This window comes from Halolamina pelagica, assembly GCF_900115675.1.
Lineage (GTDB): Archaea > Halobacteriota > Halobacteria > Halobacteriales > Haloferacaceae > Halolamina > Halolamina pelagica.
Genome location: NZ_FOXI01000004.1, coordinates 197,532 through 223,405 on the forward strand (window position 1 = coordinate 197,532; position 25,874 = coordinate 223,405).

A 25,874-nucleotide genomic window follows, 5' to 3' on the forward strand; every position below is an offset into this window, starting at 1 on the left:
GGGCGTCGGGGAGAACCCTTTTGGCGTCCCCACCCGACCGAGCGGGTATGAGTCGCTGGAACTGCGGGATCGACGGCTGTGGTCGGGCGTTCGACGGTCCCGAGGACGTGATCGTCCACCAGACAACCGAGCACCAGCGCCACGAGTGTGCGGTCTGTGGCACGATCGTCCCCGAGGGGTACTTCGCGATCCGGCACGCGTTCGACGAACACACGCGCTCGGAGTACGTCCGCGCCTACGACGCCGACAGCAGCGACGTGCGCGCCCGCGAGGCGGTCAAAGAGGAGATCGAGGAGAACGCCGACCTCCAGAGCGTCGTCCGCCAGTTGAACGCGCGCTCGGAGTAGCTCGCGGCGCCGACGCCGCACTCGACGAGGAACTGTTTTGGCTCCGTTGCAGCGTCCACTGGTGATCGGTTTGGAGCCTGCTCGCCGAGTTCAGGCTGCGAATCGGTGAGCCAGCAGGACCGCTACGGGCTGGCGCGGAACTCGCCGTGTTTCATCCCGAAGAAGAACGCGACGATCGAGAAGACGATCATCGAGGGGAGCACCATCATGAACACCGTCGAGGGCGTCATCATGGCCGTGAGCGCGACCGTCGCGACGGCGACGATCACGACGAGTGGGGCGACCGACCGTGTGAAGTCGTACTCCATACCCGCCCTTGTGGCCGGACAGACAAAGTCGTTGAGAAACCAGCAGTCAGTAGCTGTCCGGGATCGCGTCGCTTAGCGCTCCTCGCTGTCCAGCACGCGGATCTGGTCGCCACGCACCGTGACCGGGATCGGCACCGTCGCCTCGTAGAGCTCGACGGTCACCTGGTCCTTCCCCTCGTCGATGCGCTGGACCTGCGCCTTCTCGCCCTTGAACGGGCCGGCGATGAGTTCGACGATGTCGCCCTCGGCGATCCCCTCCACGTCGGGGGTCGGCGAGAGGAAGTGCTCGACCTCGGTCATCGACGACGTGCCCGGGACGATCCCGTTGGCGTGGGGGATCTCGTCGAGGATGCGCTCGATGATCGAGTCGTCCTCGGCCTCGACCATCACGTAGGAGGTCAGCGAGTCCGGCGCCAACACGGCGTGGATCTCGGGCATCTCCTTCGAGGCGATCATGTCCGCGACGGTCTCCTCCTGGCTCGCGGTGGTCTTGACGGCGTAGATCGGCATCTACGCACCACCCGGAATGAAGCTCATGATCGCGAACATCAGGAAGCCGAGCAGCCCGATGAGGAAGATGCCGGCGCCGGCGACCTTGGCGACCATCGAGAACTCCTCCCACTCGGGGGTGCTCGCGAGTTTGAGCACGCGGATGTACTCCGAGAGGTCGTATTTGACGTCCATCTTGGCGGGAACTTCTCCCCGGCGCCTTTTCTATCTATTGAATACGTGCTCCGTGCGTCGCGACCGAAAACGAGCGGATGGCGGCCGCGCCGATCAGTTCACGTCCTGCAGCTGCTCCGGCGAGGGGCTACCTTGGGCGCCGTCGCCGCCGCCGTAGATCTGCGGTGACTCCACCCCGGTCACGACGATCATCGTGCGCATCCGGCCTTCGATCTCCTCGTCGACGGAGGTGCCCCAGATGATGCGGGCGTCGGGGTCGATCCGGTCGTAGATCTCCTCGACGACGCCCTCGGCCTCGCCGATGGACATGTCCGAGCCGCCGGTGACGTTGACCAGCGCGGAGTTGGCGCCGGAGATGTCCACGTCCAGTAACGGCGACCGGAGCGCCGACTGCACCGAGTCCTCGGCCTTGTCGTCGGTGTCGGACTCCCCGAGGCCGATCATCGCGACGCCGCCTTTCTCCATCACGGTCCGCACGTCGGCGAAGTCGAGGTTGACCAGTCCGGGCTTGGTGATGAGTTCGGTGATGCCCTTGACCGAGCGCATCAGCACCTCGTCGGAGACTTTGAACGCCTGCTTGACCGGCAGCTTGCCGACCGCGTCGAGCAGCCGGTCGTTGGGGACGACGATGACGGTGTCGGACACGTCACGCAGCCGTTCGAGCCCGGCTTCGGCGTTCGTGCGCCGGACCTCGCCCTCCGCGGTGAAGGGGGTGGTGACGATCGAGATGGTCAGCGCGCCGGCGGCCTGGGCGGCCTTGGCGACGACGGGCGCCGAGCCGGTGCCGGTACCGCCGCCGAGGCCGGCGGTGACGAACACCATGTCCGAGCCGGCGATCGAGTCCTTGATCTCCCCCTGGGACTCGATGGCCGCCTCCTCGCCCACCTGCGGGAGCGAGCCGGCGCCGCGGCCCTGGGTCTTCTCCTTGCCCATCAGGATCTTCGTGTCGGCCTCGATGGAGACGAGGTGCTGGACGTCGGTGTTGGCCGCGACCAGCTTCGCGCCGTGGATCCCCTCCTCGTGCATCCGGTTGACCGTGTTGCCACCCGCGCCACCGCAGCCCACGACGGTGATGTTGGTCTTCAGGTCCTGCAGGACGTCCTGCAGCTGCTCGTCGGTCATCTTCCCCGACGTCGGCGCCTCGTCGGCGCCGCCGTCCGACGGGGTCTCCTCCTCGGCCGTCGCGTCGGGCTCCTCGCCCTCGGCCTCGTCGATAGCTTCCTCTACGATAGAGTCCATTTGACCCTGGCTATACGGTGGAGCCTATTCATCTTTCTCCCTTTCCGGCTCCCAGCGCGGCGTCGACGGCGGTTCAGACCGGGAACCGCTCCTCACGTTCGCTCAGCACCGCCGACGGCGGGATCTCCTCGTCGCCGACCTCGACGGGCTCGCCGCCCGAGAGCCGTCCCATCTTCGGCCCCTCCGGGACGCCGAGCTTCTGGGCTTTCTCGGGGTCGAAGGCCTCCTCACGGGCGATTACGGCGTCGTCGTGGACGTGAACCTCGTCGTAGGACGCTCGCAGGATCGCGGCGAGTTCGTCGACCAGTTCCCCATAGTGCTCCCCGTCAGGAACGGCGGCCGCTCCTCGCGCGCGGGTCCCGTTCTCGATCGTGTCGAACGCGACCGTCGCCCCGGCCACCGCGGCCCGGGTCGCCTCGCCGTCGACGTTCTGGGCGGCCGCGAGCAGGTCGTCGGGGAGGCTCACCGCCGTCCAGTTCTCGGGCTCGTCGGGGACGTGGGCGCCGAACCGGAGCCCCTCGTCGACGGTTGCGACGGTGGACTCGAGCGACCGAACGAGCGGGAGCGGGCGATCGCCCACGGTCCGGACCCACGTCTCGCTCACGACGCGGTAGCCCAGTTCCTCGACGGTGCGGGCGAGTTCGGGGTGGTCGCCGTCGAGCAGCGCGTGGGTGGCGCCGCTGCGCTCGAACGCGGTTTCGAGCACCGCACGCGCCTCGTTGCTTCGCGGGTGCCCCAGCTCCGACAGCTGCCAGTCGCTGGCGATGTGGCCGACGGCCCACGGCGTCTCCCGGAGCACGCGAAAGAACCGCGGGGCGTAGTGGCCGCCGCCGACCCCGAGAAGCTGGCGCTCGCGGTGGGCGTCGACGCCCCGGAGCGAGAGCACGGCCTGCGCGACCGCACGGGCGCCGTCGGGGTCCTCCCACTGTTCCTCGGCGCTGCCCAGTTCCGCGAACATCGACGGCGTGTCGAGCGCGGTCGGGCCGTGGTGGGTCCCCTCGATGGCCACGTCGTACCCCGCTGGCGCGTGCGCGTCGAGCGCGCTCACGTACGCCGACAGCGCGCTGGGTGCGGCTTCGGCGAGGTCGCCGTCCTCCCCGCCGTACTCCGCCTCGCCGAAGTTCCCCGTGAAGTGGCCGGTCAGCAACGCCCCCGTCTCGCCGGCGTGGCGCGAGACGAACACCAGCAGGCGCGGCGCCTCGCTGAACGCCGGCGCCGGATCGTCGAGGTGGATGTGCAGGTCGTCGAACGCCCGGAGTTCGAACGGCCCGTCGCGGTAGTACGTGCCGCCGCCCGCCGCGTCCGGCCGGTCCTCGTCCTCGTGTTCGGTCCAGTCCCCCTGGGCGAGCAGCTGCTCGCCGATGTGCTCCGACGCGCGGTCGGCCCGCGAGACGACGATGCCGATACTCATTGCTCCCGACTCGGCCCCCGTCGGCCAAGTAGCCGTCGGCTCCGGCTCCAGCCCGCGACCTTTTTCCGCCGCGCTCACCCCACGGGAGCCATGGACGTGTACGGGCTGATCGGGCGACCGGTCGAACACTCCCTCTCGCCGCCGATGCACGAGGCCGCCTACGCGGCGCGCTCGCTGGACGCGCGATACGTCACGCTCGAACCCCAGCCGGAACGGATCGACGAGGCGATCGCGGGCGCCGACGCGCTGGGCGTCGCCGGGCTCAACGTGACGGTCCCGTTCAAGCAGGACGTGCTCCCGGCCCTGGACCCGACCCCAACCGCGGAAGCGGTCGGCGCCGTCAACACGATCACCTTCGACGGCGGGACGCCGGAGGGCCACAACACCGACACCGAGGGCGTGATCCGGGCGTTCGAGCACCACGACGTGGCCGTCGAGGACCAGTCGGCCGTCGTCGTCGGCGCGGGCGGGGCGGGTCGAGCAGCGACCTACGCGCTCGCCGACGCCGGCGCCGATACCTTCGTCGCCAACCGCACCGTCGAGCGGGCGGCGACGCTCGCCGACGAGTTCGCCGACCTCGGTGTCGAGGCCGGCGGACTGGACGACCTCGACGAACGACTCCCCGGGGCGGACCTGCTGGTGAACGCCACCAGCGTCGGGATGGACGACCCTGACGCCTCGCCGGTGCCGGCGGCCCTGCTCCACGGCGATCTCGCGGTGCTCGACGCGGTCTACTCGCCGCTCCGGACCAGGCTGCTGCGTGACGCGGCCGACGCGGGCGCGACGACCGTCGACGGCGCGTGGATGCTGCTGTACCAGGGCGTCGCGGCCTTCGAGCGCTGGACCGGCGTCGACGCTCCCGTCGCGGCGATGAACGCGGCGCTCCGGGACCGGCTCTGACACTGAAGCCCGTGTTTCCCGGGCGAAACGGCCGAGGGCGACGCTGGCTTTTTACGATCGGGGGTCATCTTCGCCGACAGCATGGTACTCGGGAAGCTCAAACGGCTCCTCGGACTCGACTCCGGTTCGAACGACTCCGGGCGGTCCGAGCGCGACGTGACGGTGCAGGACCGCGACGACACCGACGCCGAGACCGAGGCGGCGGTGAAGGGCGTCGACGAGTCGGCCGGGGACGAACAGACCGACGAGAGCGAGTCGACGGCCGACGCGGCGTCGACTGCGGCGGACGAACCGACCACGGGGACGGAGTCGGCCGATGACGAAACCGAGCCGTCCCCGGAGTCCGAACCGGACGACGAACCCGTCGCCACTGACACCGACGCCGGCGCGTCGACGGGGTCGCTCGTCGACGAAGAGGCCGCTCAGGAGGAGCCCTCGGAGAGCGCGGAACCGGCCGAAGCCGCCGGCCCCGAGTCCGAGGACGAGACGACCGACGTCGACGAGACTGGCCCCGAGGTCGAGGAGGAGGCATCCGAGACGGACGAGGACTCGCCGTCGGTCGACGAGATCAAGGGGATCGGCCCTGCCTACTCCGAGCGACTGGGCGAGATCGGGATCGAGACGATCGCGGAACTCCGCGACGCCGACGCCGCGGAGGTGGCCGAGCGGACGACGGCCCCAAAGGGGACGGTTCAGAAGTGGATCGACCGCGCGAACGACCGGGACTGACGACGGACCCGCCCGTTTTTAGCGCCTTCCCGCCGACGGTGGAGTCATGACTGAAACCACGGTGGTCACGACGCGCGAGCAGTTCCACGCCGTGGCTGCCGACGCGCCGGCGGACGCCCGGGTACCCGTCGAGGTTCGGACCGTCGTCGCCGACCCGTTCGACGCCTACCGGCGGGCCCGAGATGAGCGCGGCGGGGCGTTCCTCGAAACCACCGGCGGGCAGGCGGGCTGGGGCTACTTCGGTGTCGATCCTGTCGACAGGCTCACCGTCTCCGGCGACGCCGTGCTGGCCGGGAACTGGCGGGCCGACGACGCCGACCGCCGGTTCGGCTCGAAGCGCTCCGAGACGTTGGCGGCACTCGACGGCCTGCTCGGCGGCGAGCAGTTGGCCCGCGGCGACTGCGACGTGCCCTACCCCTGTGGCGCGATCGGCTGGCTCTCCTACGACATCGCTAGAGAACTGGAGTCGTTGCCCGAGAGCGACCGCGACGACCGCGGGCTCCCGGCGCTCCAGGTCGCCGTCTACCACTGCCTCGCCGCGTGGGAGGAGCCACGCGACGGCGACACGACGCTACGAATCACTGCCTGTCCGGAGGTGGCTGGGGACCCGGATGAAGCCGCCCTCGACGCCTGCTACGACCGCGCGCTGGCCGACGCCCGCGAGCTGGCTCGGCAGGTTCACGTCGGCGACCCCGATGTCGGGCCCGCCCCAGCGGCGGCGGACGAGGCAGCCTTCGAGAGCACCTGTGGCCGCGAGCAGTTCCGCGAGCGCGTGCGCCGCGTGAAGGCGTACGTCCGCGAGGGCGACACGTTCCAGGCGAACGTCTCCCAGCGCCTCGCCGCGCCCGCGGCGGTCCACCCCGTCGACGCCTACGCGGCACTCCGAGCGGTGAACCCCGCACCGTACTCCGGGTTGCTGGAGTTCCGGGGCGTCGACCTGGTGAGTGCGAGCCCCGAACTCCTGCTGGATCGCGACGGCGACCGCCTGCTCACCGAACCCATCGCCGGCACGCGGCCGCGAGGTGACACCGACGATGCGGACGCCGCGCTGGCCGACGACCTCGCGGCCGACGAGAAGGAGCGCGCCGAGCACGCGATGCTGGTCGATCTGGAGCGCAACGACCTCGGCAAGATCAGCGAGTACGGCAGCGTCGAGGTGACCGAGTACCGCCGGATCGACCGGTACGCGGAGGTGATGCATCTCGTGTCGCTGATCGAAGGGCGGCTCCGCGAGGACGCGACGCTCGCCGACGCCGTCGCCGCGACGTTCCCCGGTGGCACCATCACCGGCGCACCGAAGCCCCGGACGATGGAGATCATCGACGAACTCGAAGGCCGTCGAAGGGGCCCGTACACGGGGAGTATGGGGATCTTCGGCTTCGACGGTCGGGCGACGCTCAACATCGTCATCCGGACGCTGGTGCGCCACGCCGACGAGTACCACCTCAGCGTCGGCGCCGGGATCGTCCACGACTCCGAGCCGGACGCGGAGTACGAGGAGACGCTGGACAAGGCCCGGGCGCTGATCCGCGCAGTCGACGACGCCCTGGAGCAGGGCGAACTCGGGGTCGCCGAGGACCCGGGCGCCGACGGCGGCGACGCGGCCGCGGAACCCGTCGACGGAGAGCCGAGGGCCGAGCGATGAGCGGCCCCGAGATCCTCGTGATCGACAACTACGACTCGTTCGTCTACAACCTCGTGCAGTACGTCGGCGAGGCGGTCCAACCGATCGACGGCGAGGTGACGGTCCGGCGCAACGACGCCGTTGATGCGGCCGACATCCGCGACGTCGATCCGGCCGGAATCGTCGTCTCCCCCGGCCCGGGGACGCCCCGGGACGCCGGCGTCTCGATGGCCGTGTTCGCCGACCTCGAGTACCCGACGCTGGGTGTCTGTCTCGGCCATCAGGCGCTCTGTGCGGCTAACGGCGCACCGGTCGGCCACGCCGACGCGGTGGTTCACGGCAAGCCATCCGGGATCAGTCACGACGCCGACGGCGTGTTCGCTGACCTGCCCCAGGGGATCACCGTCGGGCGTTACCACTCGCTGGCGGTCGAGCGTTCGGCGATCCCGGACCGGCTAGCCGAGACGGCGACGACCGACGACGAGGACGTGGTTATGGCGGTCCGCCACCGGAAGAAGCCCCACGTCGGCGTCCAGTTCCACCCCGAGAGCATCCTCACCGAACACGGCAAGACGATGATCAAGAACTTTCTCGCGATCAGCCGAGAGTGGGAGCCATGAGCGACGGATCCGACCGCGTCTTCCACGCCGACGGCGAGCTCGTTCCGGCCGACGAGGCGACTGTCTCCGTCGAGGACCGCGGGTTCCAGTACGGCGACGCCGCCTTCGAGACGCTCCGGGCCTACGGGGGCGAGGTGTTCGGCTGGGACGCCCACGCCGACCGGCTCGACGAGACCTGTGACCTGCTGGCGATCGACCATGGGCTGCCCCGCGAGGACCTGCACGACCGGATCCTGGCGACGCTCGACGCGAACGGCCTCGACGACGCCTACGTCCGGCTCTCTATCTCTCGGGGGGTGCAACCGGGGAAACTCGATCCGGACCCCGAGGTCGACCCGACGGTGGTCGTCGTCGTCAAACCGCTCCCGCGTGGCGGTCTTGCTGGCGAACCGGTCTGGGACGGCCCGGCGACGCTGCGGACGGTCGCCACCCAGCGGATCCCCGACGCGGCCGTGCCCGCGCGGGCGAAGACCCACAACTACCTGAACGGGATCCTCGCCCGGCTCGAACTCCGTGGTACCGACGCCGACGAGGCGCTCATGCTCGATTCGGCGGGTCACGTCGCCGAGGGGGCGACCAGCAACGTGTTCGCGGTCGACGCCGACGGACTGCTCACCCCGGCGCTCTCGGGCCCGGTGCTCCCGGGGATCACTCGGGCGACCGTGCTCGACATCGCCGCGGAGGAGGACATCCCCGTCCGCGAGGGCACGTTCGGTCCCGAGACGCTTCGCTCGGCGGAAGAGGTGTTCTGTACGAACTCCACGTGGGAGGTCCGGCCCGTCGAGTCCGTCGACGGCGCGACCGTCGGCGGCGGCCCGGTAACCGAACTGCTCGCCCAGCGCTACCGCGAGCGCGTCGAGGACGCGTACTACTAGCTCGCGGCCAGCAGGATCGTCGCGACGGCGTACAGTAGGATCAACAGCACTGCGGCGACGATGAACTTGAGCACTCGCCCGTCCTCTTCGGGCGTCTCCCCGTCGGGCAGGCTGTCGTCGTACAGGTCGCCGTCCTCCTCGCTCATTGTCGGAGCGAGGGGGCCCGACCGTATCAATCCGTCCTTCCTCAGAAGCCGATCCGGGACTCGGTCGACCGGTGGATGTCGTCGTCCTCGCCGCTCTCGCTCGCGCCCACGCGGACGAACCCGTAGCCGTCGTCGTCGAGGAACACGGTGCCGTCGGCGATTTCGACGGGGAGTTCGTCGAGGACGGCGCCCTCGCAGGGGCCGAACGTGCACTCGCCGCTGTCGGACTCGAACGTGGCGCCGTGGCGCTTGCAGACGAGTTCGTCGTCCCGGATCGCGGCGCCGTCGCCGGTGTCGAGGTTCACGTCGCGCCAGTGCTGGCAGTAGTTGAACCACGCGGCGACGCCGTCGCCCGTCCGGACGAGGACGACCTCGCGCTCCTCGTCGCTCTCGCGGTCCGCGACGGTGACCAGGAGCGTGCTGTCGTCCGGTACGGCGTCGACGTCGGCGATGCGGTCCCCGGCGGGCATTTGGCCGGCTTACACAACCGGTGCTGAAGGGCGTTGGGGTCTGTGGGTGACGGGTCTTCGACGGTCCCACGGCGGGGGGAGATCTGAACCACGGTCACTCGGTGCTATATTCCTGCCGACCGGACTCTCAGCTACGGGTTCGCTGTTCGTCGTCGTCGGCTGGAGAACATAGCGGGAGGTAGATTTGAACTACCGATCTCCGGGTTATGAGCCCGGCGGAATCTCCTGGCTATCCCATCCCGCTACCTGTACCAAACCGGGTACGACGGTTAAGCGTTCTGTTTCGGTCGCCCTCTGTCGGTTATTCCCGTGGTCAGTCGGCGGTCACGCGCCAGGTGAACAGGCTCTCCAGCACGTAGTTCAGGAGCAGCGAGCAGCCGATCGCGATGGGGAACGTCGCCAACTCCCAGAGGTTGACGCCGAGCGCCTTGAACGCGACCGGCAGCCGCGTCAGGGCCGCTACCACCCCGACCTGCACGGCGACGCCGCCGCTGCGCACCAGGTTCGACTTCAGGAACCGGCGGAGGATCGCCCACCCGCCGTCGTCGCCGTGGGCCGCGAACGTCCAGCGCTCGTTGACGACGAACATGACGACGATCGCCACTTCGGCGCCGACCAGCTTCGCGATCTCGGGTGGGACGCCGACGCCGGCGCTCAACACCGAACTCGTCGTGAGGTCGAAGACGGCGCCGACGGCGCCGACCGAGACGAACTGGCCGAAGCGGTCGACGGCGAGCAGTTCGTCGGGAACTCCTCTCACCGCCCACCTCGCTCGATCAACAGTGGTCGGTCGAGCCGTGCAGCCAGCAGCTCGTGGAGCCGATCACCGCGAACCGCTTTCGCGCGGTGGCGTGCGGTCAGCAATCCGGTGAACAGCGAGAGGGTGTCGCTCACGGGGTCGACCGTCGACTCGGGCTGGTCCTCCCAGACCACCGGCACCTCCGCGATCTTTCCGCCCAGCGCGCCCGCGATCGCGAGCAGTTCGATGTCCCACGCGAACCCCGACTCGGTGAGGTGGCGCCGGAGCCGCGACCAGAAGTTCGCCGACACGGCCTTCGCGCCGCACTGGTAGTCGTACAGGTCGGGGTCGAGTAGCTGTCGGGCGAGCCACGCGAACCCGTCGCCGAGGAAGCGCCGCAGCGTCTTCTGGTGGGACTGGACGGTCGCCTCGGGGTGGCGCCGCGAGCCCGCCGCGAGGTCGAACTCGCCCGAAGCCACGGGGTCGATCACGTCCGCCACCGAGTCCGCGGGCGTCGAGCCGTCGGCGTCGGCGAACGCCAACACGTCCGTCGAGAGGTCGTCGAACCCCTCGGTGATGGCGGCCCCCTTCCCGCGCCGGCGGTCGGCGACGTGCACCGTCGCCGGGAGGTCGGCGAGGGCCTCACGGTCGCCCGGCGACGGGTCGTCGAGTTCGATCCGGAACTCCGCGGGGTCGAGTCGCTCGTCGAGCGCGCGCACGTAGCGCGAGAGGCGGTCCACGTCCGGCCGATAGGCGGGGACCACCACGCCGACGGAGCGAGACATGTGGCGGCGTTCCGCGCCATCGGGGAAAAAGCGTCCGAACTCCTGTGGCTCTCGGGGGGACGCCCGGTTCAGCCCCACTGCCCGAGCCCGGTCTGCTCCTGTCCGGACTTCACTTCGTCCCACGAGAGCCCCAGCGCCTCGATCACGCGCTCGATCGGGCCCTTGAGCGTCTTGTCGAGCATTTTCGGCCAGTCGATCTCGAACTCCGCGGGCACCTCCTCGGCGTACTCGAAGCAGATCACGTCCGGGTCGCGTTTGAACTCCCGGTAGAGCGGATCGGTCTGGGGGTCGAACCCCTCCTCGTTCTCCATGCGCTGCCAGAACTCGGGGTGGACCTTCTTCAGGTAGAGCCGTTTGGGCTTGGAGCCGCGCTGGAAGTTCGTCCCCAGCAGCAGGTTCGCGTACTTCGCCCCGCGGACCTGCGCGGTGTCGGTGTCGTAGGCGTCGAGGCGCTTCCCGATGCCGCCGGGGATGCCGACCTCCTCCAGGTCGGCGTCGCCCTCCTCGAAGGTGGTGATCTCGTCGTGGAGGTACTCCTTCACGTCGTCGAGGTCGCCGCCGCGGACGATCATGTCGATCACCTCCTTCTGGACGCGCTTGGTGACGGGGGCGATGTCCGAGCGCTTGTACTCGAAGCCGGTGATGTCGATGTCGTCGACGTCCTTCCCTTCCTTCCAGACGATGTGGCCGGCGTAGCGCTTCTTCTTGCCCGCCTGGAAGAACCGCCGATAGAGCTTCTCGAACTCGATCTGGAACCGGTGGCTCCCGGCGTTGAGCTCCTCCCGGGCGAAGTCGTCGTAGCGCTCGTTGATGTGCTCCTCGATGCCGAAGGACTGCTCGATGGCGTCGTCTTTGGAGATGTCGCCGCCCAGCGAGAGCATCACGGAGTCGGTGTTGTGGAGCACGACCCCGCCGACGCCGTCGATGAAGTTCTCGTTCTCAGCCACGCTGAGGTCGTAGACGGAGCCGTCGTGCTCGACTTCTTCGACGACCGGGTCCTGCCCGCTGCGGTAGGAGTCACACGTTCTGATCGTGTAGGAGTCCTTCGAGTCGCGATACTTCAGCGAGTGCTTCTTCCCCCGCTGGGTGAGCAGCGTCGATAGCCCCGCTGCGAGTTCGCGACTGACGGTCTCGTAGTCGAAGTTCCGCTCTGCGTACTCGTCGCTGTACCGGGGGAACTCCCGTGAGCCGTCACCCTCGACGAGCGTATCGAGGAACAGTGACTGGAGACCTTCCGGAAGGTGGTAGACGAACGAGGGGATCCGCTTCCCGCGAGAACGCTGGCCCGCGAACTCGCGGAAGAACACCGCCGCGAGTTCGTTCATCATCTGGAGCTTCCGGGTGCCGTCGTCGTACGTCACCGACGACTCGCCGTCGGCGGTTTCGTACGCGACGGTTCGTTCGGCCTTCGTGTCGCCGGTGATCACGCTGGCCGTGACGTTCTCGAACAACTGCTCGTAGTCTTCGCGTAGCCCCTCGAGCCATTCCGAGCGTGATTCGGCGATGCTCGCACCGAATTTGCGGTCCGTCGTCTCTTCGGTCGATGCGCTCCCTTCCGTCACGTACGCGGCGAGCAGGCGGACCAGCGCTCGCCCGTCCTCGCTCTCGAGGTCGACGTAGCGCCGTGCCTTCGGCGTCGAGTCGAGTTCGCCGTGGTGTTCGTGGCCGAACCAGACGTACTCGCCGTCGGTGTGGACGCGTTTGCCTTTCTCTTCGGCGTTCTCGGCGCCGACGCTCCGGCCGTCCTCGTAGGTTCGGGTGTAGCCGGCGAGGACTTCGTACACGTCGACAGTCCCCTGCTCGTCAACCGCGGGCAGCCCGGGAACGCGAAGCGGCTCGTCGACGTCCTCCGGCGCGGCCTCGACCATTTCGTCGCCATCCTCGACGACGTAGGAGTGATCCCGCGTCGTCGTGGACTCGCCGAACTTGTGCTGGAGGTTCACTACCGGCTTATCGGTCTCGTGGCGGATCGCCTGCGTGATCGGCTGCCACTCCGACTCGCCGTCCCCGTTGACGGAGAGCGCTTCCCAACCTGGTAACTCCCGGCGGGACTTGCCAGGACTGGCGGCGGCGACCGTCCCGCCGTCGGTGGTGATCCGCACCTCGCCCGCCGCCGTTTCCTCGGCCTGCTCGAACAGCGTCTCGATTGGGAGGACGCGCACGTTCCCCTCCGGATCGCGTACGACGACCGGCCGGTCGCCGGTAACGCTGTCCCCGTAGGCCACCTCGTGGCCGATCTCCTCACTGGCGGTCTCGGTGAACTCGATGACCTCCCGGCCCGTCGCCGTCACCGCGGCGGCGCCCTCGGTGTCGTAGAGGCGGAAACGGTCCCACCCCGATACGCCGTAGAGCGACTGGCCGACGAACTGGAAGGTTCCGTTCCGTCCGGCCAGCAGGCTGTGATTGTCCGCGACAGTCACGCAGTAGACGCCGTCGTCGGCGGTGCTGGTCGACCCGCTCCGGTGCATCCGGAGCGTGTTCTTCGACCCTTCGTCGACGTAGATTCGCCACGAGCCGCCGTTTTTCCCGTAGTTGGCGGTCAGCCCGAGGTGAGTACAGAGCCGGAGTACGTCGTCTCTGAGTCGCTCGCTGGAGGTGGTGTATCGCCACGAGTTCGGCTGGCGGTCGCCGTCGCCCGCGACGAGCGTATCGAGGAAGCGTCGCTTCTGGCGCTCGCTCAGGTCGAACACGAACTCCGGGACCTGCTTCTCGAAACTGTCGCTGCCACAGAGCCGTTCGAGCGTTTCCGCAAGTAGCCGTGAGGTGAACTGGTAGCCGTTCTCGTCGACGTAGTAGTCGAACCCCATCCGGTCGAGCAGGTCGCCGATGGTGGCGTGGTCGTCGTCGCCGCCGTCGGTGACTGCTGGCTGTTGAGCGATCTGGATCGTCGTCGCCGACCCGCGGAGTTTCTCGCCGAACTGCTTCTCCTCGGAGGTGTAGACGTTGCCTTCCGTGACGTACCACGCCAGCAGGTCGAAGAAGTCGTCGCCGCCGAACGTTCGAGGGATCCACTTCCGGCCGGACTCGCGGTGGACGAAGCTCCGCTCACAGACCGACTCGATGTACTCCCGGTGCTCCTCGTACTCCTCGGCGTCGAAGACGTACCCCTCCTCGCCGACGTCGTTCTTGAGAACTTTGTCGGGGTAGTAGCCCAGTTCTGCGGCGAACGTGTGTCCGTGGACCTCCGGCCGGACCCATACCTCGTAATCGCCTTCGAGGTAGTCCACGAGGTCGACTTCTTCGAGGTCGCTCCCGTGCTCCATCGACCAGTCGTGTGGCAGTTCGTAGTTCGTCGCCCGGTCGAGGTTGCCGGCTTCGACGAAGCTGTACCCGTCCTCGGTGATGCCGTTGGTCTCGTTCTTCCGGACGAGCATCCGGTGGTTCGGCGTGACGCTGAAGTCGATCTTGCTCGTCTGGATGTCGACCAGCTCACCTTCGTAGTCGGGGTAGGCGTGGGTCTCCTCGACGGGCTTGACCTCCATCTCCTCGGAATCGGGGTCCAGCGAGTAGACCTCGTCGCCGACGCCGAGGTCTCGGATGTTTCGCACGCCCTCTGGCGTCAGCACGTCGGTGTCAGGCGCGAAGCAGTTCATAATTACCTTGACACCTCCCTGTTGCCGGTCGTAGCGCTCGTACGCCTCGGAATCGGGGTCGTGCTGGTCCCGGAGTTCCTTCTTCTCCTCGCGTTCGGTGAGGAGTTCGTCGATCATCTCCCGCATGATCCCGTCGGGCTCCTTCCGGAAGTGGGTGCCATCCGGCGCGTGGTAGGTCTCGCCGTCGTACTCCTCGGGGTCGACTTTCGTCTCCGGCGAGGAGTTGATCGTCGCCATCGACATCGGGTACAGCGACTGACCGACCCACTGGTAGTGGCCGTTCCGGCCGGCGAGCACGACGTGGTTGTCCTCTGCGGTTACGCAGTAGACCTTCCCGTCGTGGGACTCGACCGTCGCGTTCGTGGACTTCTGGAAGGAGCCCTGTTTGCCGATCGAGACGTACCACGTTCCATCGTCCTGCTTCGTGGCCGTCGGCTTCTCACCGCACCGGACCGCGATGTCGACGATGGCCTCCTTCAGATGGTCGCTTTTCGTCCAGAACTTCTGCAGGCCGGTGTCGGTCGTACTCCCATCACCGGCGACGAGGGCATCGAGCAGTCCACGGAGGAGCTCACCGTCGAGATCGAACACCCACTCAGGTAGCTGCTTGTCCGCGTACCCCTTCCCACAGTGTTCGCTCAGCCAGTCGAGCAGGTAGAGATTGGAGATGTTGACTCCCCGTTCGTCGACGTTGTAGTTGATCCCCATCTCGTCGAGGAGCGTCCGGATTCGTTCCCGCCCCTGCTCGTCGTTCTGGTGGAGCGTGAATCGACCGGCCGATCGGTCGATACTGCCCTCGGTGACGTACCAGCCGAGCAGTTCCAGCCAGTTCGACATCTCGAACGAGATCGGCGTTTCGCGGTGTCCGCGGTCGAACTTGAGGAACAGGTCGTCGGCGTGTTCGTCGACGACCTCCTGATGCTCGCGGTAGCAGTCGAGCGGGAGCAGGTACTTCCCGACTTTCTGCTGAAGCCCTATCGCCTCGGAACTCCCGTGTGCGAGATCCAGCTCCGTCTGAACTGCGTCGGGCATCGCGCCACGGAAAACGCCGAGGTCGTCGTCCGAGTAGACGACGACGTTCCCGCGGTCGACCTCGTCGATGAAGTCGAACGTCGACGGCGTGCGGCCGTCCATCGGCTGGTGGTTCGGGAAGGCGAACCGTTCGGTGTCGGTGAACTCCCGGTACTCGGCGAACTCGAAGTCGTCCGGGTCCTGCTCGTCCCACCTGCGCTCTTTCGAGGCGAGGAACCGGTGGTTCTCGGTCACCTTGAAGTCGTGCGTGTTGCCGCTCAGGTGATGCAGTTCCCCGAAGGAGTTCTCGTAGCTATGTGTTTCCGCGACGGGCTTCACCTCGCACTCGAACGTGTCGGGGTTCAGCGTGTATATCTCGTCGTCGACGTTCAGATCCTGAATGTTCCGCGGCCCGTCAGGCGTCAGTACGTCGGTGTCGCCGCTGAAACACTTCAGGTCGAGCACGGTGACGTTCTCCTTCACGCCCGAGATCGGCTCGAAGACGGCACCGCCCTCGAAGTCCTCGGCGGCCTCCTGCTGGCCCTTCGACGGCAGCCCGAACTCGCCGTAGGCCTTGTGCAGCACGTACATGTCGACGGCGTCGCCGGCCGTCGGCGCGTCCTCCAGCTTACAGCCGACGAACGAACGCACTTCGTCCCAGAACGCGATGACGGACTGCTTGCGGTCGATCTCGACGCAGAGCTCCACGTCCCGGAGGTTGTACTCCAGCAGTTGCTCGGGGTCCTGCTCCCAGAGGTCGCCGATGTCGCCGGAGTAGTGTTCCTTCCCGACGTCGAGTTCGCGCTCGCCGATGGCGTCGAGGCGGAACGACTCCAACTCCTTGATGACGATCTGCTTGTAGCCGTACAGCAGGTCGAAGACGACCCGCCCCTTCACGTCCGGGCCGCCCCAGTCCGAACGCCACACCTCGTTCACCCGGGAGAGCCGGTCGATGTCGAGGTCGTACTCGGTGCTGGGGTCGACCATCTCCAGCCGGTCGAGCACGTACGGCATGTCGAAGTCCTCGAAGTTCCAGCCCGTGAGTACGTCCGGGTTGGTCTCCTGGATGTACTCGACGAACGCGTCGAGCATCGCCGGCTCCTCGTCGAAGACGCGCACGTCGACGCTGCCGGAGTCCGCGATCTGCTCGTACTCGTCGAGCACCGCCGGGGCGTCGACCTCCGCGTCGGGCGCGTCGAACAGCCAGACGACGTACTCGTCGTCGTAGGAGTCGTGGGAGGTGAGACAGACGATCGGCTCCTCGCCGTCCTCGGGGAAGCCGGAGCGGTCGTCGACCTCGATGTCGAACGTGTTGACTCGGAGGTCGGCCTCGGTCGGCGCGTCGACCGCGACCAGCTCCTCGTCGTCGTAGCGCACCTGGATCCGGCCGTCGTCGAGTCGGCGCTCGGGCACCTGCAGGCCGGCGCTCACGTCCTTGTCGATCAGGAATCGGTTCGGGAACAGGATGTCCGCCTCGTAGTGCTCGTCGAAGTCGTCGCGGATCTGGCCCACGTCCCGCGGCGTCCGGCCGATCACTTTCGTCAGCGGCTCGCCACGGATCGACTCGAAGCGCTCGCCGTTGGGGTCCTCCTCGCGGGTGTCGAGGACCACGTCGTACTCCTCGGTCAGCGCGCGGTTCTCGATATCCTCCGTCGGGACGTAGAAGTACGGCTCCACGCCGAGCACGCGGACGTGTTCGTACTCGTTGTCGGCGGTGCGACCGAACACGTGGACGACGGGGTACTCCTCGGCGCCGGAGCCCTCGACCGTGTAGTCCACCTGCGTGACCTTCAGCTGGACGACGCCCTCGCTGTCGGGGAACTTCAGGTCCGCGGCGTCGACCACCTCGCTGACTGTCTGCCCGGCGTCCCCGGCGACGACGGCCGCCTCCTCGTCGGGTCGGCCACCGTCGGGAGCCTCGAACTCGTCGAGACCCCACTGCTCGCTGTCACTCATTGGCGGTGGTTTGCCGGGATCCGTTAAAACGACGGTGGTCCGCGGGTGTGGAACTCGCACACCCCCGAAAGGCATTTACCCCGGCGCTTGGTAGTGATTAACATGCCTGACGAGAGCGGTCTGCCGAAGGCGGCATCGGAGCGCCCGGGACCGGCCGACGACGGCTTCGAGACCGTCGAAACCTACGAGGTCGACGGCGGCGTCGTGTTCTACGACGCGGAGGCCCCGCTGGCGTGGCTCCGGAGCGACGCGACGGTCTCGCTCGCGGAGCGACGCTGAGGCGGACTGCGAACCCTTTTCTCGCTCGGTCCGGGAGTGAACCCGTGAGCGACGACGACCCGGTCGAGGGGTTCGTCGAGGGATCGGTCGAGCCGTTCGACGAGTCCGACGAGAGCTACGACGGGCCGAAAACTCGGGACATGGAGGCCGAACTGCGTGATCGAACCGGCGTCGACGCCGGCGGCACCGGGCTCGAAACCGGGGTCGACTCCGAGACGGCTTCGGCGTTCTGGGCGGCGGTGATCTACGTCAACGCCGGCGTCCTGCTGGTCGCGCTTGGGCCCGTCGTCTACGCGCTGCGGGGGCTCCCGCTGGTCTCGGCCGTCCTGGTCGCTGGCGGCGTGGTAGCCTTCCTGCGTGCCTACTCGGTGTACCGGGAGTTCGACGCGACCGGTGAGGAGGATGCGGCCGGTGAGGAAGCATCGGACGCCAGCGACGGAAACTGAGCCCGCCCCGGAACCGTTTTCCGCGACGATCGCCTCTCGCCGAGCGATGCGACCGGTCGAGACCCCCGACGGGGAGCGCCACCTGCTGCTGTCGACGACCGACGGAGCCGCGCGGCTCCGCGATCCCGCGACGGGCGAGGAGCGGACCGTCGACGCCGACGCGATCGAACCGGCCGACGACGAGGCGCTGTCGGTCGCCGCCGAGGGGGTTCCGGAGCCAGTGCGGCAGGTAGTGACGGCGGCCCACGACGAGCGCACGCTGGGGGTGCTGGTGACGCTCGTCGACGACGGGCCGACCCCGGTGGTCGACCTGCTCTCGCACTCGGGGCTGTGTGAGAGCGACTTCAACGGGCTGTTCGCCGAACTCCGTGCGGCGGGGCTGGTTACGGAGTGCCGCGTCGCTGGCGAACGTGGCTACGAAGCGACGGAGACGGCCGCGGAAGCGGTCGAACTGCTGCGCGCCGACGCGCCGGGGGCCGACGACGCCTAATCGTCGCCCTCCAGGATCGCTTCCGCTCGGGCAAGCGTCGCGGCGTCCTCCCGGCGCGCGGTCGAGCGGTTCGTGGTCGTGTCCTTCTCGACGGTAACCAGTTCGTCGGCGGCGTCGACCAGCTCCTCGTCGTGGCTCACGATCAGGATCTGGCGCACGCCGAACCCGCGCATCTCCTCGACCAGGTTCACTAACCGGGAGACGTGCCCCGAGTCGAGGAACACCGTCGGCTCGTCGAGGATCAGCGGCGGCGTCGGCGCCGCGCCCTCGATCCCCTCGGAGAGCAGGCGGTAGATCGCACACCGCAGCGAGAGGTTGAACAGCGCGCGCTCGCCGCCGGAGAGCTGCTCGGGCGACAGCGGCGTGCCGTCCTTCTGGTAGACGGTCAGGTCGTACTCGCCGTCGAGTTCGATGTGGGAGTAGGCGTCGTTGCCGTAGGCGAGGTCGAACGTCTCGTTCAGCATGCGCTCGAGGGTCTCGACGTTGCGCTGGCGGAGTTCCGCCCGGAGGTCGCCGTAGGTCTGCTCCAACCGTTCGGTCTCCTCGTGAAGCGACTCCAGATCGGCCACGGTCTCGGCGAGTTCCTCGCGATCGGCGCGGAGCGCCTCGAGCTCCTGAATCTCCTTCTCCACGCTGCCGATCTGCCCGGTCAGCTCGTCGCGTCGCTCGGCGAGGGAGTCGAGTTTCGCCTCGACTTTCTCGAGGTAGTCGGCCGCGTCGTCCCGCTGCGTGCGGGCGTCCTCGACGCGATCGCGATCGAACTGTTCGCGGAGTTCGTCGCGACGCTCCCGGAGGGCTTCCAGCCGGTCGCGGCGCTCGTCGGCGAGTTCGGCCTTGCTCTCGCGTTTCTCACGCAGGCGTTCGATCTCGTCCTCGTCGTCGTCGATGGCATCGAGGGCGTCCGCCACGGCGTCGAGTCGCTCGCGGCGCTCCTCGAGGTCGTCCAGTTCCTCGTCCAGTTCGCCGACACGGTTGCGTGCCTGCTCGGCTTCGGCCTCCGTCTCCTCTGCCTCGGCCTCCGTCTCCTCGGCCTCCGCTTCGAGTTCGTCGGCTTCCTCGCGGAGTTCCTCGGTCGCCGCGCGGTCCGCCTCGATCTCGGCCTCCAGTTCGTCGACGCGTGCTTCGAGCATCTCCCGGCGCTCCGCGAGCGTCTGGGCGCGGCTCTCGGCGTCGGTCAGCGCCTCGGCGTCCTCGATCTCGGCTTTCAGGTCGGCCTTCCGGCCGTTGAGCCGGCCGAGTTCAGCAGAGAGCTCCTCCACGCGCTCGCGATCGGACTCGAGGGAGTCGACGTGCGGGGAGTCCTCGACGGGCTGGCCGCACTCCGGACAGTTCCCTTCCTCGAGCAGTTCCTCGGCCTCCTCGACGCGGTCTCGTGCCGAGGCGAGCGTCCCGACCGTCTCCTCGATCTCCGCCTGCACCTCGTCGAGTTCCTCGCGGAGCGTCTCGCGGTGGGCGTCGGCCTCGCCGATCTCGACGGGAGCGTCGGCGAACCGTGACTCGATCGCCTCGCGTTCCTCGACCACCTCCTCCAGGTCGGCACGTACTTCCTCGAGGTCGGCCTCGTCGCCGTCGGCTTCGCGCTCCAGTTCGTCGGCGCGCTCGTGCTTCTCGCCGGCGTCCTCCCGCAGCCGCCTTGCCTCGTTCGCAAGACTCTCAGCCTCACTCTCGCGGGCCCTCACCTCGTCGCGTTGCTCCTGGCGCTGCTCCCGCAGGTCCGCCTCCCGATCGTCGATCGTCTCGCGGGCGTCGGCGACCGCGTCCGCGGTGGCGGCCCCGATCCCGGCGTCGTCGGCGAGCGCTTCGAGTTCGCTCTCGCGTTCCTCGATCCGCTCGCGGAGCTCGGTGATCTCCTCGAGCAGCGCCTCGCGCTCGCTCTCGGTCTCGCGGATCGACGCCTCGAGCTCCTCGATCTCCCCGCTCAGTTCCTCGAGTTCGCTCTCGCGCTCCTCGGCCTGCTCGATGATCGACTCGGCCTCCTCCTTCGTCTCGCGGGCGTCCTCGCGGTTCCCCTCGAAGCGCTCGATCTCGTCGTCGAGCGCCGCCAGGTCGCTCTCCAGTTCGTTCAGCCGGTCGTGGAGGTCCTTCGCCTCCTTCGCCGCGATCTGCTCGTCGAGCTTGTTGAGGCCGCCGCGCTTGTCCGAGAGCACGTCCTCGACGCCGAGGCGCGCGTCGCTGGCTCGCTCGCGGTACTCCTCCAGCTTGCCGAGCTGGAGCAGGTCGTCGATCATCTCCCGGCGCTCCCGCGGGGAGGCGTTGATCAGTCGGTTGACCTCGCCCTGACGGATGTACGCGCAGTTGCGAAACGAGTCGCTGTCCATCCGGAGCAGGTCCTCGCCGACGAACTCCCGCACGTCGCGGGCGCCCTCGACGACGCCGTCGGGACCGTCGAGCGTGCAGGTCCGGGTCGAGATGGAGTCGCCGGACCGGCGGAGTTCGCGGGTGATCTTGAACTCCTCGCCCGCGTGGGTGAACCAGAGTTCGACGTCCGTCTCGTCGGCGCCGGTCGTCACGGCGTCGTCGAGGGTGCCGTCGAGCGCCCGCGAGCCGTAGAGCGCGAAGAAGCAGGCCTCGAGCAGCGAGGACTTCCCGGAGCCGTTGAGCCCGTGGATCACGGTCACGCCATCCTCGAAGCGCAGGTCGGTGTCGGCGTAGGGCTTGAAGTTCCGCAGGCGCAGGCGGTCGAACTTCACAGGTACTCCTCCATTGTGCCCTGTTTCTCGGACTCGGCTGTGGGTTCGTCGGCAGCCTCCTCACCCTTCGTGGCTGCCGCCGACGGTTCCTCCGAGGAGTCGTCCGTGGATTCGTCCGGGGGGTCGTCTGTATCCGAGGAGTCGTCCGCGGGGTCGTCGGCCTCGTCCCCGGCGGCACTCTCGAAGGCGTCGGGCTCCTCGTCGAGCAGTTCGCTCACCCGGTTCTTGACCTCCCCCCGCACGTTCGAGTCGGCCACCTTGCTCTCGCGGACGGTCTCGTCGACGCCGCGGGCGGCCGTCGAGAGCCCCATCTCGCTGACGCGCTCGTTCACCGCGTCGTCCGGGTCGGCGAAGCTGACGCCGATCTCGGCCTCCTCCTCGATCTCCCGGCGGTCGGTGACGCGGACGAGCAGGGCGCCCTCCGCCTCGCCGGCCTCCTCGATCGCGGCTGGGGTGACGGGTTCGCCCTCGCCGGTGATCTCGACGATACAGACCGCGTCCGCGAGGTCGTGCTGTCGTACCTGCTCGCGCACGCGCTCGACGCCTTCGCCCTCGGCGAGGTCGACCGAGACGAACGCGAACGGCCGGGTGTCGAGGCTGCGCCGGCGGATGTCCACCTCGCCGTCGAACGTGACGAGGTTGTAGCCGCGGGCGTCCTCCTCGCTCGCGCTCGCGCGCTCGGTCGACCCGCAGTAAGTCACCCACGTCCCCGAGACCTCGGCGGTGTCGGGTTTGTGGTTGTCCCCGAGCAGCACCGCGTCGAACTCGACGGTCGCCTCCGCGAGGACCGTCTCGGTGTCCCACTCGCCGAACTCGAAGGGGGTGAACAGCCCGTGGGAGACCAGGGCCGCGTGGTCGACGTCGTGGTCGGCGAACTCGTAGTCGAGGTCGTCGCGGCGCGATTCGGGCACCCAGTCGAGCCCGTAGAACGCGGTGTCGCCGACGACCTCGGGCGTGTCGTCGAGCCGCGTCGCGAGTCCGGTTCCCTCGAACAGGTCCAGCCACTCGCCGGTCCGCGTGGCCTCGTGATTCCCGACGACCGCGAGGAACGGGATGTCGGCGTCGGCGAGGCGTCGGAGCGCCGAGAGGACGGCCATCAGGTCCGGCAGCTCGGGCCGGCGGTCGTGGAACAGGTCGCCGGCGTGGACTACCGCGTCGACACCCTCCTCGATCGCGTCGTCGACGACGGCGTCGAACGCCCGGCGGAAGTCCGCCCGGCGCTCGGGGGAGTGGTACTGCTGGTAGCCGACGTGGGTGTCGCCCGTGTGTATCACCCGAGTCATCTGCCCACGGCTACGACCCCTCCCGGGAAGAGCGTTGCGCGAGCGGGGTGGAAGTGGTCTGTGGCACGCGAGGCTCACTCCTGTCCGTCGGCGGCAGCGTCACGGAGCGCGCTGAGCGTCGACAGCACGTCCCGCCCTCGGGCCGCGAGCGCGTCGTCGCCGCGACGGTCGGCGAGCGCGACGGCGCGGCGGAGGTCGGCCTCCCGGTCGGCGTCGACGAACGCAGCTGCCGTGCTCACTCGATCCATCGCCGCCTCGGCGTCGGCGACGACGCGTCGGGGATGCTCGACGCGACGGAACTGCGTGTCGTCGGTGTGGCGCTCGCGGTGTCGAGCGGCGCCGTTGGCCAGCCGAGCCAGCGCCCCTGCGACGGCGTCCGGATCGGTCACGGCGAGTTTCGTCGCCCCATCACACTTGAGGGTTCGGGCGGAACCGGGAGGCAGCGACGCTGTGCTGGCCGTCCGTCCCGCGGTGGATTCCGACGCGACCCGAAGCCTCATAAGAGTCAGCCGCTTACGGTCCGCCAATGAGCGATACGGTTGACGACGTCGAACTCCCCTACGAGGAGACGGCGTCGCAACAGGAGAAGATCGAGTCCCTGCGCGAACGCCTCGAGGATCTGGAGGACCAGAACGAACAGATGCGTGACAGCCTGCTGGACGCCAACGCCGAGAACAACAAGTACCAGCAGAAGCTCGAACGGCTCTCCCACGAGAACGAGAAGCTCAAGCAGTCGCCGCTGTTCGTCGCGACGGTTCAGGAGATCAACGACGACGGCGTCGTCATCAAGCAGCACGGCAACAATCAGGAGGCCCTGACCGAGGTCACCGACGAGATGCGCGAGGAGATCGAACCCGACGACCGCGTCGCGGTCAACAACTCGCTGTCGGTCGTCCAGAAGCTCACCCGCGAGACGGACGTGCGGGCCCGCGTGATGCAGATCGACCACTCGCCGGACGTCACCTACGCCGACATCGGCGGCCTCGACGACCAGATGCGCGAGGTGCGCGAGACGGTCGAACTCCCGCTCCGCGAGCCCGAGACGTTCGACACGGTCGGCATCCAGCCCCCGAGCGGCATCCTGCTCCACGGGCCGCCCGGGACCGGGAAGACGATGCTCGCGAAAGCGGTCGCCAACGAGACCGACGCGAGCTTCATCAAGATGGCCGGCTCCGAACTCGTCCACAAGTTCATCGGCGAGGGCGCCAAGCTCGTCCGGGACCTGTTCGAGGTCGCCCGCGAGAACGAGCCCGCCGTCATCTTCATCGACGAGATCGACGCCATCGCCTCCAAGCGGACGGACTCGAAGACCTCCGGCGACGCCGAGGTCCAGCGGACGATGATGCAGCTGCTCTCGGAGATGGACGGCTTCGACGAGCGCGGCGACGTGCGCATCATCGCGGCGACGAACCGCTTCGACATGCTCGACGAGGCGATCCTCCGGCCGGGCCGCTTCGACCGCCTCATCGAGGTTCCCAAGCCCGATCCCCCGGGTCGCGAGCTCATCTTCCAGATCCACACCCGCGACATGAACGTCGCCGACGACGTTGACTTCGGCGCGCTCGCGGAGATGACCGAGGACGCGTCCGGCGCCGACGTGAAGGCCATCTGCACCGAGGCCGGGATGTTCGCCATCCGCGACGACCGGACCGAGATCGAGCGCCGGGACTTCGAGGAGGCCTGGGCGAAACTCCGGCAGAGCGAGACCGTCGAAGCCGGCGAGTCGCCCGCGTTCGCCTGATCGGCGCGTCGCCGGGTTTTCCTTCCCGCCTTCCCCTCGGGTAGCCATGCCCGAGGACCTCTCCACGGCCCAGCAGCAGGTCGCGAACTTCCTCGACGAGAACGAGATGCACGCGCCGCCCGCCTACCGACTGCTCGATCTCGCCGCCGAAGTCGGCGAGGTGGCTGCCGACACCGCGAAATCGAGCGAGTACGGCGACTCGCCGGGGTCGCTCTCGGTTCCGACCGACGAACTCGGCGACGCGCTGTTCGCGCTGCTCGCGCTGGCGGACGAACTCGACGTCGACGCCGGCGACGCGCTCGAAACGTCGCTCTCGAAGTACGGGAGCCGGAGCGAGGAGGCCGGCGACGCCGGCTCCGGCGCCTAGAGCAGGTAGAAGATCGCCGTCGGCACCGCGAACAGCAGCAGCGTCATCGCCACCAGAATCAGCCCGTAGCCACCGAGAGTGCCTGCGAGCGCGCGCCACGATGGGTGATCGGCGTCCATACCGGAAACGGGAGCGCGCCCGAACTTAGTTCTCCCGGGTCAGTCGACCTGGGGAACTAGCCGATGTACCGCAGCTCCTCGTCGCTGGGGCCGGCGCCGCCGCCCTCCTGCATCTGCTGGATCTTGCTCACGACCTCCTCCATCTCCTCGGCGCGCTTCTCCAGCGCGGCGAAGTCGACGCGGAAGTCGAGCTGCTGCTCGAGCGTCTCGAGCACCGCCTGCGCGCTCTTGGGGTCGACGAGGTAGCCGCTCGTCTCGCCCATCAGGCAGGCCACGTCGAGGTCGCGGCGGCCGCCGAGCCCGAGCAGCAGGCCCGAGACGCCGACGATGCCGCCGGCCGGCTCGTCGCCGCGGAACTCCACGCCGGCCGCCGAGAGCGAGTCGGTGAGTTCGGCGTCGCTGACGGCCCCGAGCACGTTGTGCTCCTCGATGAGTTCGCCAGTCGGCACGCCGCCCAGCGCGTAGGCCTCCTCGACGCCGAACCCCTCGGCCACGTCGAGGAACGCCTCCGTCAGCTGGTAGTGGCCCTCGTTACTCCCAGCCTGGTGGTTGCCGGTAAGCACGAGCAGATCGCCGTCGGTGGGCACCGTCCCCGGGTCGTCGTTTTCGGCGTCTTCGCTCCCATCAGCGTCTGCCTCGCCGTCCTCGGCATCGACCTCGCCGCCGTCGGCGAGCGCGTCGCCTTCGGGGTTCTCGTCGTCCCCGTCGACTCCTTCGTCGTCTTCGCTCCCCTCGTCTTCGGCCTCCACCTCGGTCGGCGTCGGCGAGGAGAGGTCGACGGCGTGGAAGGAGGCGTGGGTCAGCGAGGCGACGCCGTCGTCGTCCACGTCGACCTGCGGCGGGAACTCGTCAGCGTACACGCGCCGGACGAGCGTGCTCTCGAACTCCTCCAGCAGGTGCTCGGCGGCGAGTTTGCCGACGTGGCCGACGCCGGGCAGCCCCTCGACCAGTACGGGGTCCCGGAACTCGGGGTCCGCGACGGTCTCGATGTCGATGGGTTCCATACACGCGAATGGTCCACC

General features: G+C 68.5%; 26 protein-coding genes and 1 tRNA gene. 11 read left to right on the forward strand and 16 right to left on the reverse strand.

Annotation, left to right across the window (positions count from 1 at the left end; genetic code table 11):
- Positions 1–47: 47 nt before the first annotated feature.
- Positions 48–347, forward strand: coding sequence for a DUF7565 family protein (locus BMZ83_RS07500; protein WP_074877246.1), 300 nt, complete (start codon positions 48–50; stop codon positions 345–347).
- A 122-nt stretch (positions 348–469) separates the two neighbouring features.
- Here the strand turns inward: BMZ83_RS07500 and BMZ83_RS07505 are convergent, their stop codons facing one another.
- The 5 genes from BMZ83_RS07505 to BMZ83_RS07525 form a co-directional block, all read right to left on the reverse strand.
- Positions 470–655 carry a DUF7333 family protein gene (locus tag BMZ83_RS07505; RefSeq protein WP_074877248.1) on the reverse strand — a complete coding sequence of 62 codons (186 nt, stop codon included), beginning with the start codon at positions 653–655 and terminating at the stop codon, positions 470–472.
- A gap of 72 nt (positions 656–727) precedes the next feature.
- Positions 728–1,165: a transcription elongation factor Spt5 gene (locus BMZ83_RS07510; protein WP_074877251.1), complete on the reverse strand. Its 438-nt coding sequence runs from the start codon at positions 1,163–1,165 to the stop codon at positions 728–730.
- On the reverse strand, positions 1,166–1,339 hold the full coding sequence (locus BMZ83_RS07515; RefSeq protein WP_074877253.1) for a protein translocase SEC61 complex subunit gamma: 174 nt from the start codon (positions 1,337–1,339) through the stop codon (positions 1,166–1,168). It abuts the gene before it with no gap.
- 93 nt (positions 1,340–1,432) lie between these two features.
- Positions 1,433–2,578 carry a cell division protein FtsZ gene (ftsZ, locus tag BMZ83_RS07520; protein WP_074877254.1) on the reverse strand — a complete coding sequence of 382 codons (1,146 nt, stop codon included), beginning with the start codon at positions 2,576–2,578 and terminating at the stop codon, positions 1,433–1,435.
- 73 nt (positions 2,579–2,651) lie between these two features.
- Positions 2,652–3,989, reverse strand: coding sequence for a D-aminoacyl-tRNA deacylase (locus tag BMZ83_RS07525; RefSeq protein WP_074877256.1), 1,338 nt, complete (start codon positions 3,987–3,989; stop codon positions 2,652–2,654).
- A gap of 90 nt (positions 3,990–4,079) precedes the next feature.
- Between BMZ83_RS07525 and BMZ83_RS07530 the strand changes: the two genes are divergently transcribed.
- From BMZ83_RS07530 to BMZ83_RS07550, 5 genes are all read left to right on the forward strand, one after another.
- Positions 4,080–4,889 carry a shikimate dehydrogenase gene (locus BMZ83_RS07530; RefSeq protein WP_074877259.1) on the forward strand — a complete coding sequence of 270 codons (810 nt, stop codon included), beginning with the start codon at positions 4,080–4,082 and terminating at the stop codon, positions 4,887–4,889.
- Between the two features lie 81 nt (positions 4,890–4,970).
- Positions 4,971–5,618, forward strand: coding sequence for a helix-hairpin-helix domain-containing protein (locus tag BMZ83_RS07535; RefSeq protein ID WP_074877261.1), 648 nt, complete (start codon positions 4,971–4,973; stop codon positions 5,616–5,618).
- A gap of 46 nt (positions 5,619–5,664) precedes the next feature.
- A complete protein-coding gene (gene pabB, locus BMZ83_RS07540; RefSeq protein WP_074877263.1) occupies positions 5,665–7,263 on the forward strand; it encodes an aminodeoxychorismate synthase, component I in 1,599 nt (532 codons plus the stop codon).
- Entirely contained in the window at positions 7,260–7,862 is a 603-nt protein-coding gene (locus tag BMZ83_RS07545; protein WP_074877266.1) for an anthranilate synthase component II, read from the forward strand. Before pabB ends, BMZ83_RS07545 begins: the two co-directional genes overlap by 4 nt.
- Positions 7,859–8,737: an aminotransferase class IV gene (locus tag BMZ83_RS07550; RefSeq protein WP_074877268.1), complete on the forward strand. Its 879-nt coding sequence runs from the start codon at positions 7,859–7,861 to the stop codon at positions 8,735–8,737. Before BMZ83_RS07545 ends, BMZ83_RS07550 begins: the two co-directional genes overlap by 4 nt.
- Here the strand turns inward: BMZ83_RS07550 and BMZ83_RS16815 are convergent.
- The 6 genes from BMZ83_RS16815 to BMZ83_RS07575 form a co-directional block, all read right to left on the reverse strand.
- Positions 8,734–8,883, reverse strand: coding sequence for a hypothetical protein (locus BMZ83_RS16815; RefSeq protein ID WP_166623225.1), 150 nt, complete (start codon positions 8,881–8,883; stop codon positions 8,734–8,736). The two genes, BMZ83_RS07550 and BMZ83_RS16815, sit on opposite strands and share 4 nt — an antisense overlap.
- Before the next feature lie 41 nt (positions 8,884–8,924).
- Positions 8,925–9,353, reverse strand: coding sequence for a Rieske (2Fe-2S) protein (locus tag BMZ83_RS07555; RefSeq protein ID WP_074877270.1), 429 nt, complete (start codon positions 9,351–9,353; stop codon positions 8,925–8,927).
- 169 nt (positions 9,354–9,522) lie between these two features.
- Positions 9,523–9,597 (reverse strand) — tRNA-Met (locus tag BMZ83_RS07560).
- A 69-nt stretch (positions 9,598–9,666) separates the two neighbouring features.
- Positions 9,667–10,113: a GtrA family protein gene (locus tag BMZ83_RS07565; RefSeq protein ID WP_074877272.1), complete on the reverse strand. Its 447-nt coding sequence runs from the start codon at positions 10,111–10,113 to the stop codon at positions 9,667–9,669.
- Complete coding sequence (locus tag BMZ83_RS07570) at positions 10,110–10,877, reverse strand: glycosyltransferase (protein WP_074877275.1); 768 nt, start codon at positions 10,875–10,877, stop codon at positions 10,110–10,112. Before BMZ83_RS07570 ends, BMZ83_RS07565 begins: the two co-directional genes overlap by 4 nt.
- A gap of 68 nt (positions 10,878–10,945) precedes the next feature.
- Complete coding sequence (locus tag BMZ83_RS07575; RefSeq protein WP_074877276.1) at positions 10,946–17,437, reverse strand: DNA polymerase domain-containing protein; 6,492 nt, start codon at positions 17,435–17,437, stop codon at positions 10,946–10,948.
- A gap of 102 nt (positions 17,438–17,539) precedes the next feature.
- Here BMZ83_RS07575 and BMZ83_RS16820 point away from each other — a divergent pair, with 102 nt between their 5' ends.
- From BMZ83_RS16820 to BMZ83_RS07590, 3 genes are read left to right on the forward strand one after another with little or no spacing between them, the layout of a single operon-like run.
- Complete coding sequence (locus BMZ83_RS16820; protein ID WP_166623226.1) at positions 17,540–17,716, forward strand: DUF7331 family protein; 177 nt, start codon at positions 17,540–17,542, stop codon at positions 17,714–17,716.
- A gap of 44 nt (positions 17,717–17,760) precedes the next feature.
- Positions 17,761–18,162, forward strand: coding sequence for a DUF7322 domain-containing protein (locus BMZ83_RS07585; RefSeq protein ID WP_074877280.1), 402 nt, complete (start codon positions 17,761–17,763; stop codon positions 18,160–18,162).
- 46 nt (positions 18,163–18,208) lie between these two features.
- Positions 18,209–18,652, forward strand: coding sequence for a DUF7346 family protein (locus tag BMZ83_RS07590; RefSeq protein WP_074877282.1), 444 nt, complete (start codon positions 18,209–18,211; stop codon positions 18,650–18,652).
- Here BMZ83_RS07590 and rad50 read toward each other — a convergent pair.
- From rad50 to BMZ83_RS07605, 3 genes are all read right to left on the reverse strand, one after another.
- Positions 18,649–21,342 carry a DNA double-strand break repair ATPase Rad50 gene (gene rad50, locus BMZ83_RS07595; protein ID WP_074877284.1) on the reverse strand — a complete coding sequence of 898 codons (2,694 nt, stop codon included), beginning with the start codon at positions 21,340–21,342 and terminating at the stop codon, positions 18,649–18,651. The genes BMZ83_RS07590 and rad50 overlap by 4 nt on opposite strands.
- Positions 21,339–22,625: a DNA double-strand break repair protein Mre11 gene (gene mre11, locus BMZ83_RS07600; RefSeq protein ID WP_074877286.1), complete on the reverse strand. Its 1,287-nt coding sequence runs from the start codon at positions 22,623–22,625 to the stop codon at positions 21,339–21,341. The genes rad50 and mre11 overlap by 4 nt, the downstream gene beginning before the upstream one ends.
- Positions 22,626–22,699: 74 nt before the next feature.
- Positions 22,700–23,014 (reverse strand): hypothetical protein, encoded by a 315-nt coding sequence (locus tag BMZ83_RS07605; RefSeq protein WP_074877287.1) that lies wholly within the window; start codon positions 23,012–23,014, stop codon positions 22,700–22,702.
- A gap of 137 nt (positions 23,015–23,151) precedes the next feature.
- Here BMZ83_RS07605 and pan1 point away from each other — a divergent pair, with 137 nt between their 5' ends.
- Together pan1 and BMZ83_RS07615 are read left to right on the forward strand one after the other, a co-directional pair.
- Positions 23,152–24,366, forward strand: coding sequence for a proteasome-activating nucleotidase Pan1 (gene pan1, locus BMZ83_RS07610; RefSeq protein ID WP_074877289.1), 1,215 nt, complete (start codon positions 23,152–23,154; stop codon positions 24,364–24,366).
- A 46-nt stretch (positions 24,367–24,412) separates the two neighbouring features.
- Complete coding sequence (locus BMZ83_RS07615; RefSeq protein WP_074877290.1) at positions 24,413–24,733, forward strand: MazG nucleotide pyrophosphohydrolase domain-containing protein; 321 nt, start codon at positions 24,413–24,415, stop codon at positions 24,731–24,733.
- Here BMZ83_RS07615 and BMZ83_RS17340 read toward each other — a convergent pair.
- Together BMZ83_RS17340 and BMZ83_RS07620 are read right to left on the reverse strand one after the other, a co-directional pair.
- Entirely contained in the window at positions 24,730–24,852 is a 123-nt protein-coding gene (locus tag BMZ83_RS17340; protein WP_255458093.1) for a hypothetical protein, read from the reverse strand. The genes BMZ83_RS07615 and BMZ83_RS17340 overlap by 4 nt on opposite strands.
- A 56-nt stretch (positions 24,853–24,908) precedes the next feature.
- Positions 24,909–25,856: a PAC2 family protein gene (locus BMZ83_RS07620; RefSeq protein ID WP_074877292.1), complete on the reverse strand. Its 948-nt coding sequence runs from the start codon at positions 25,854–25,856 to the stop codon at positions 24,909–24,911.
- Positions 25,857–25,874: the final 18 nt, after the last annotated feature.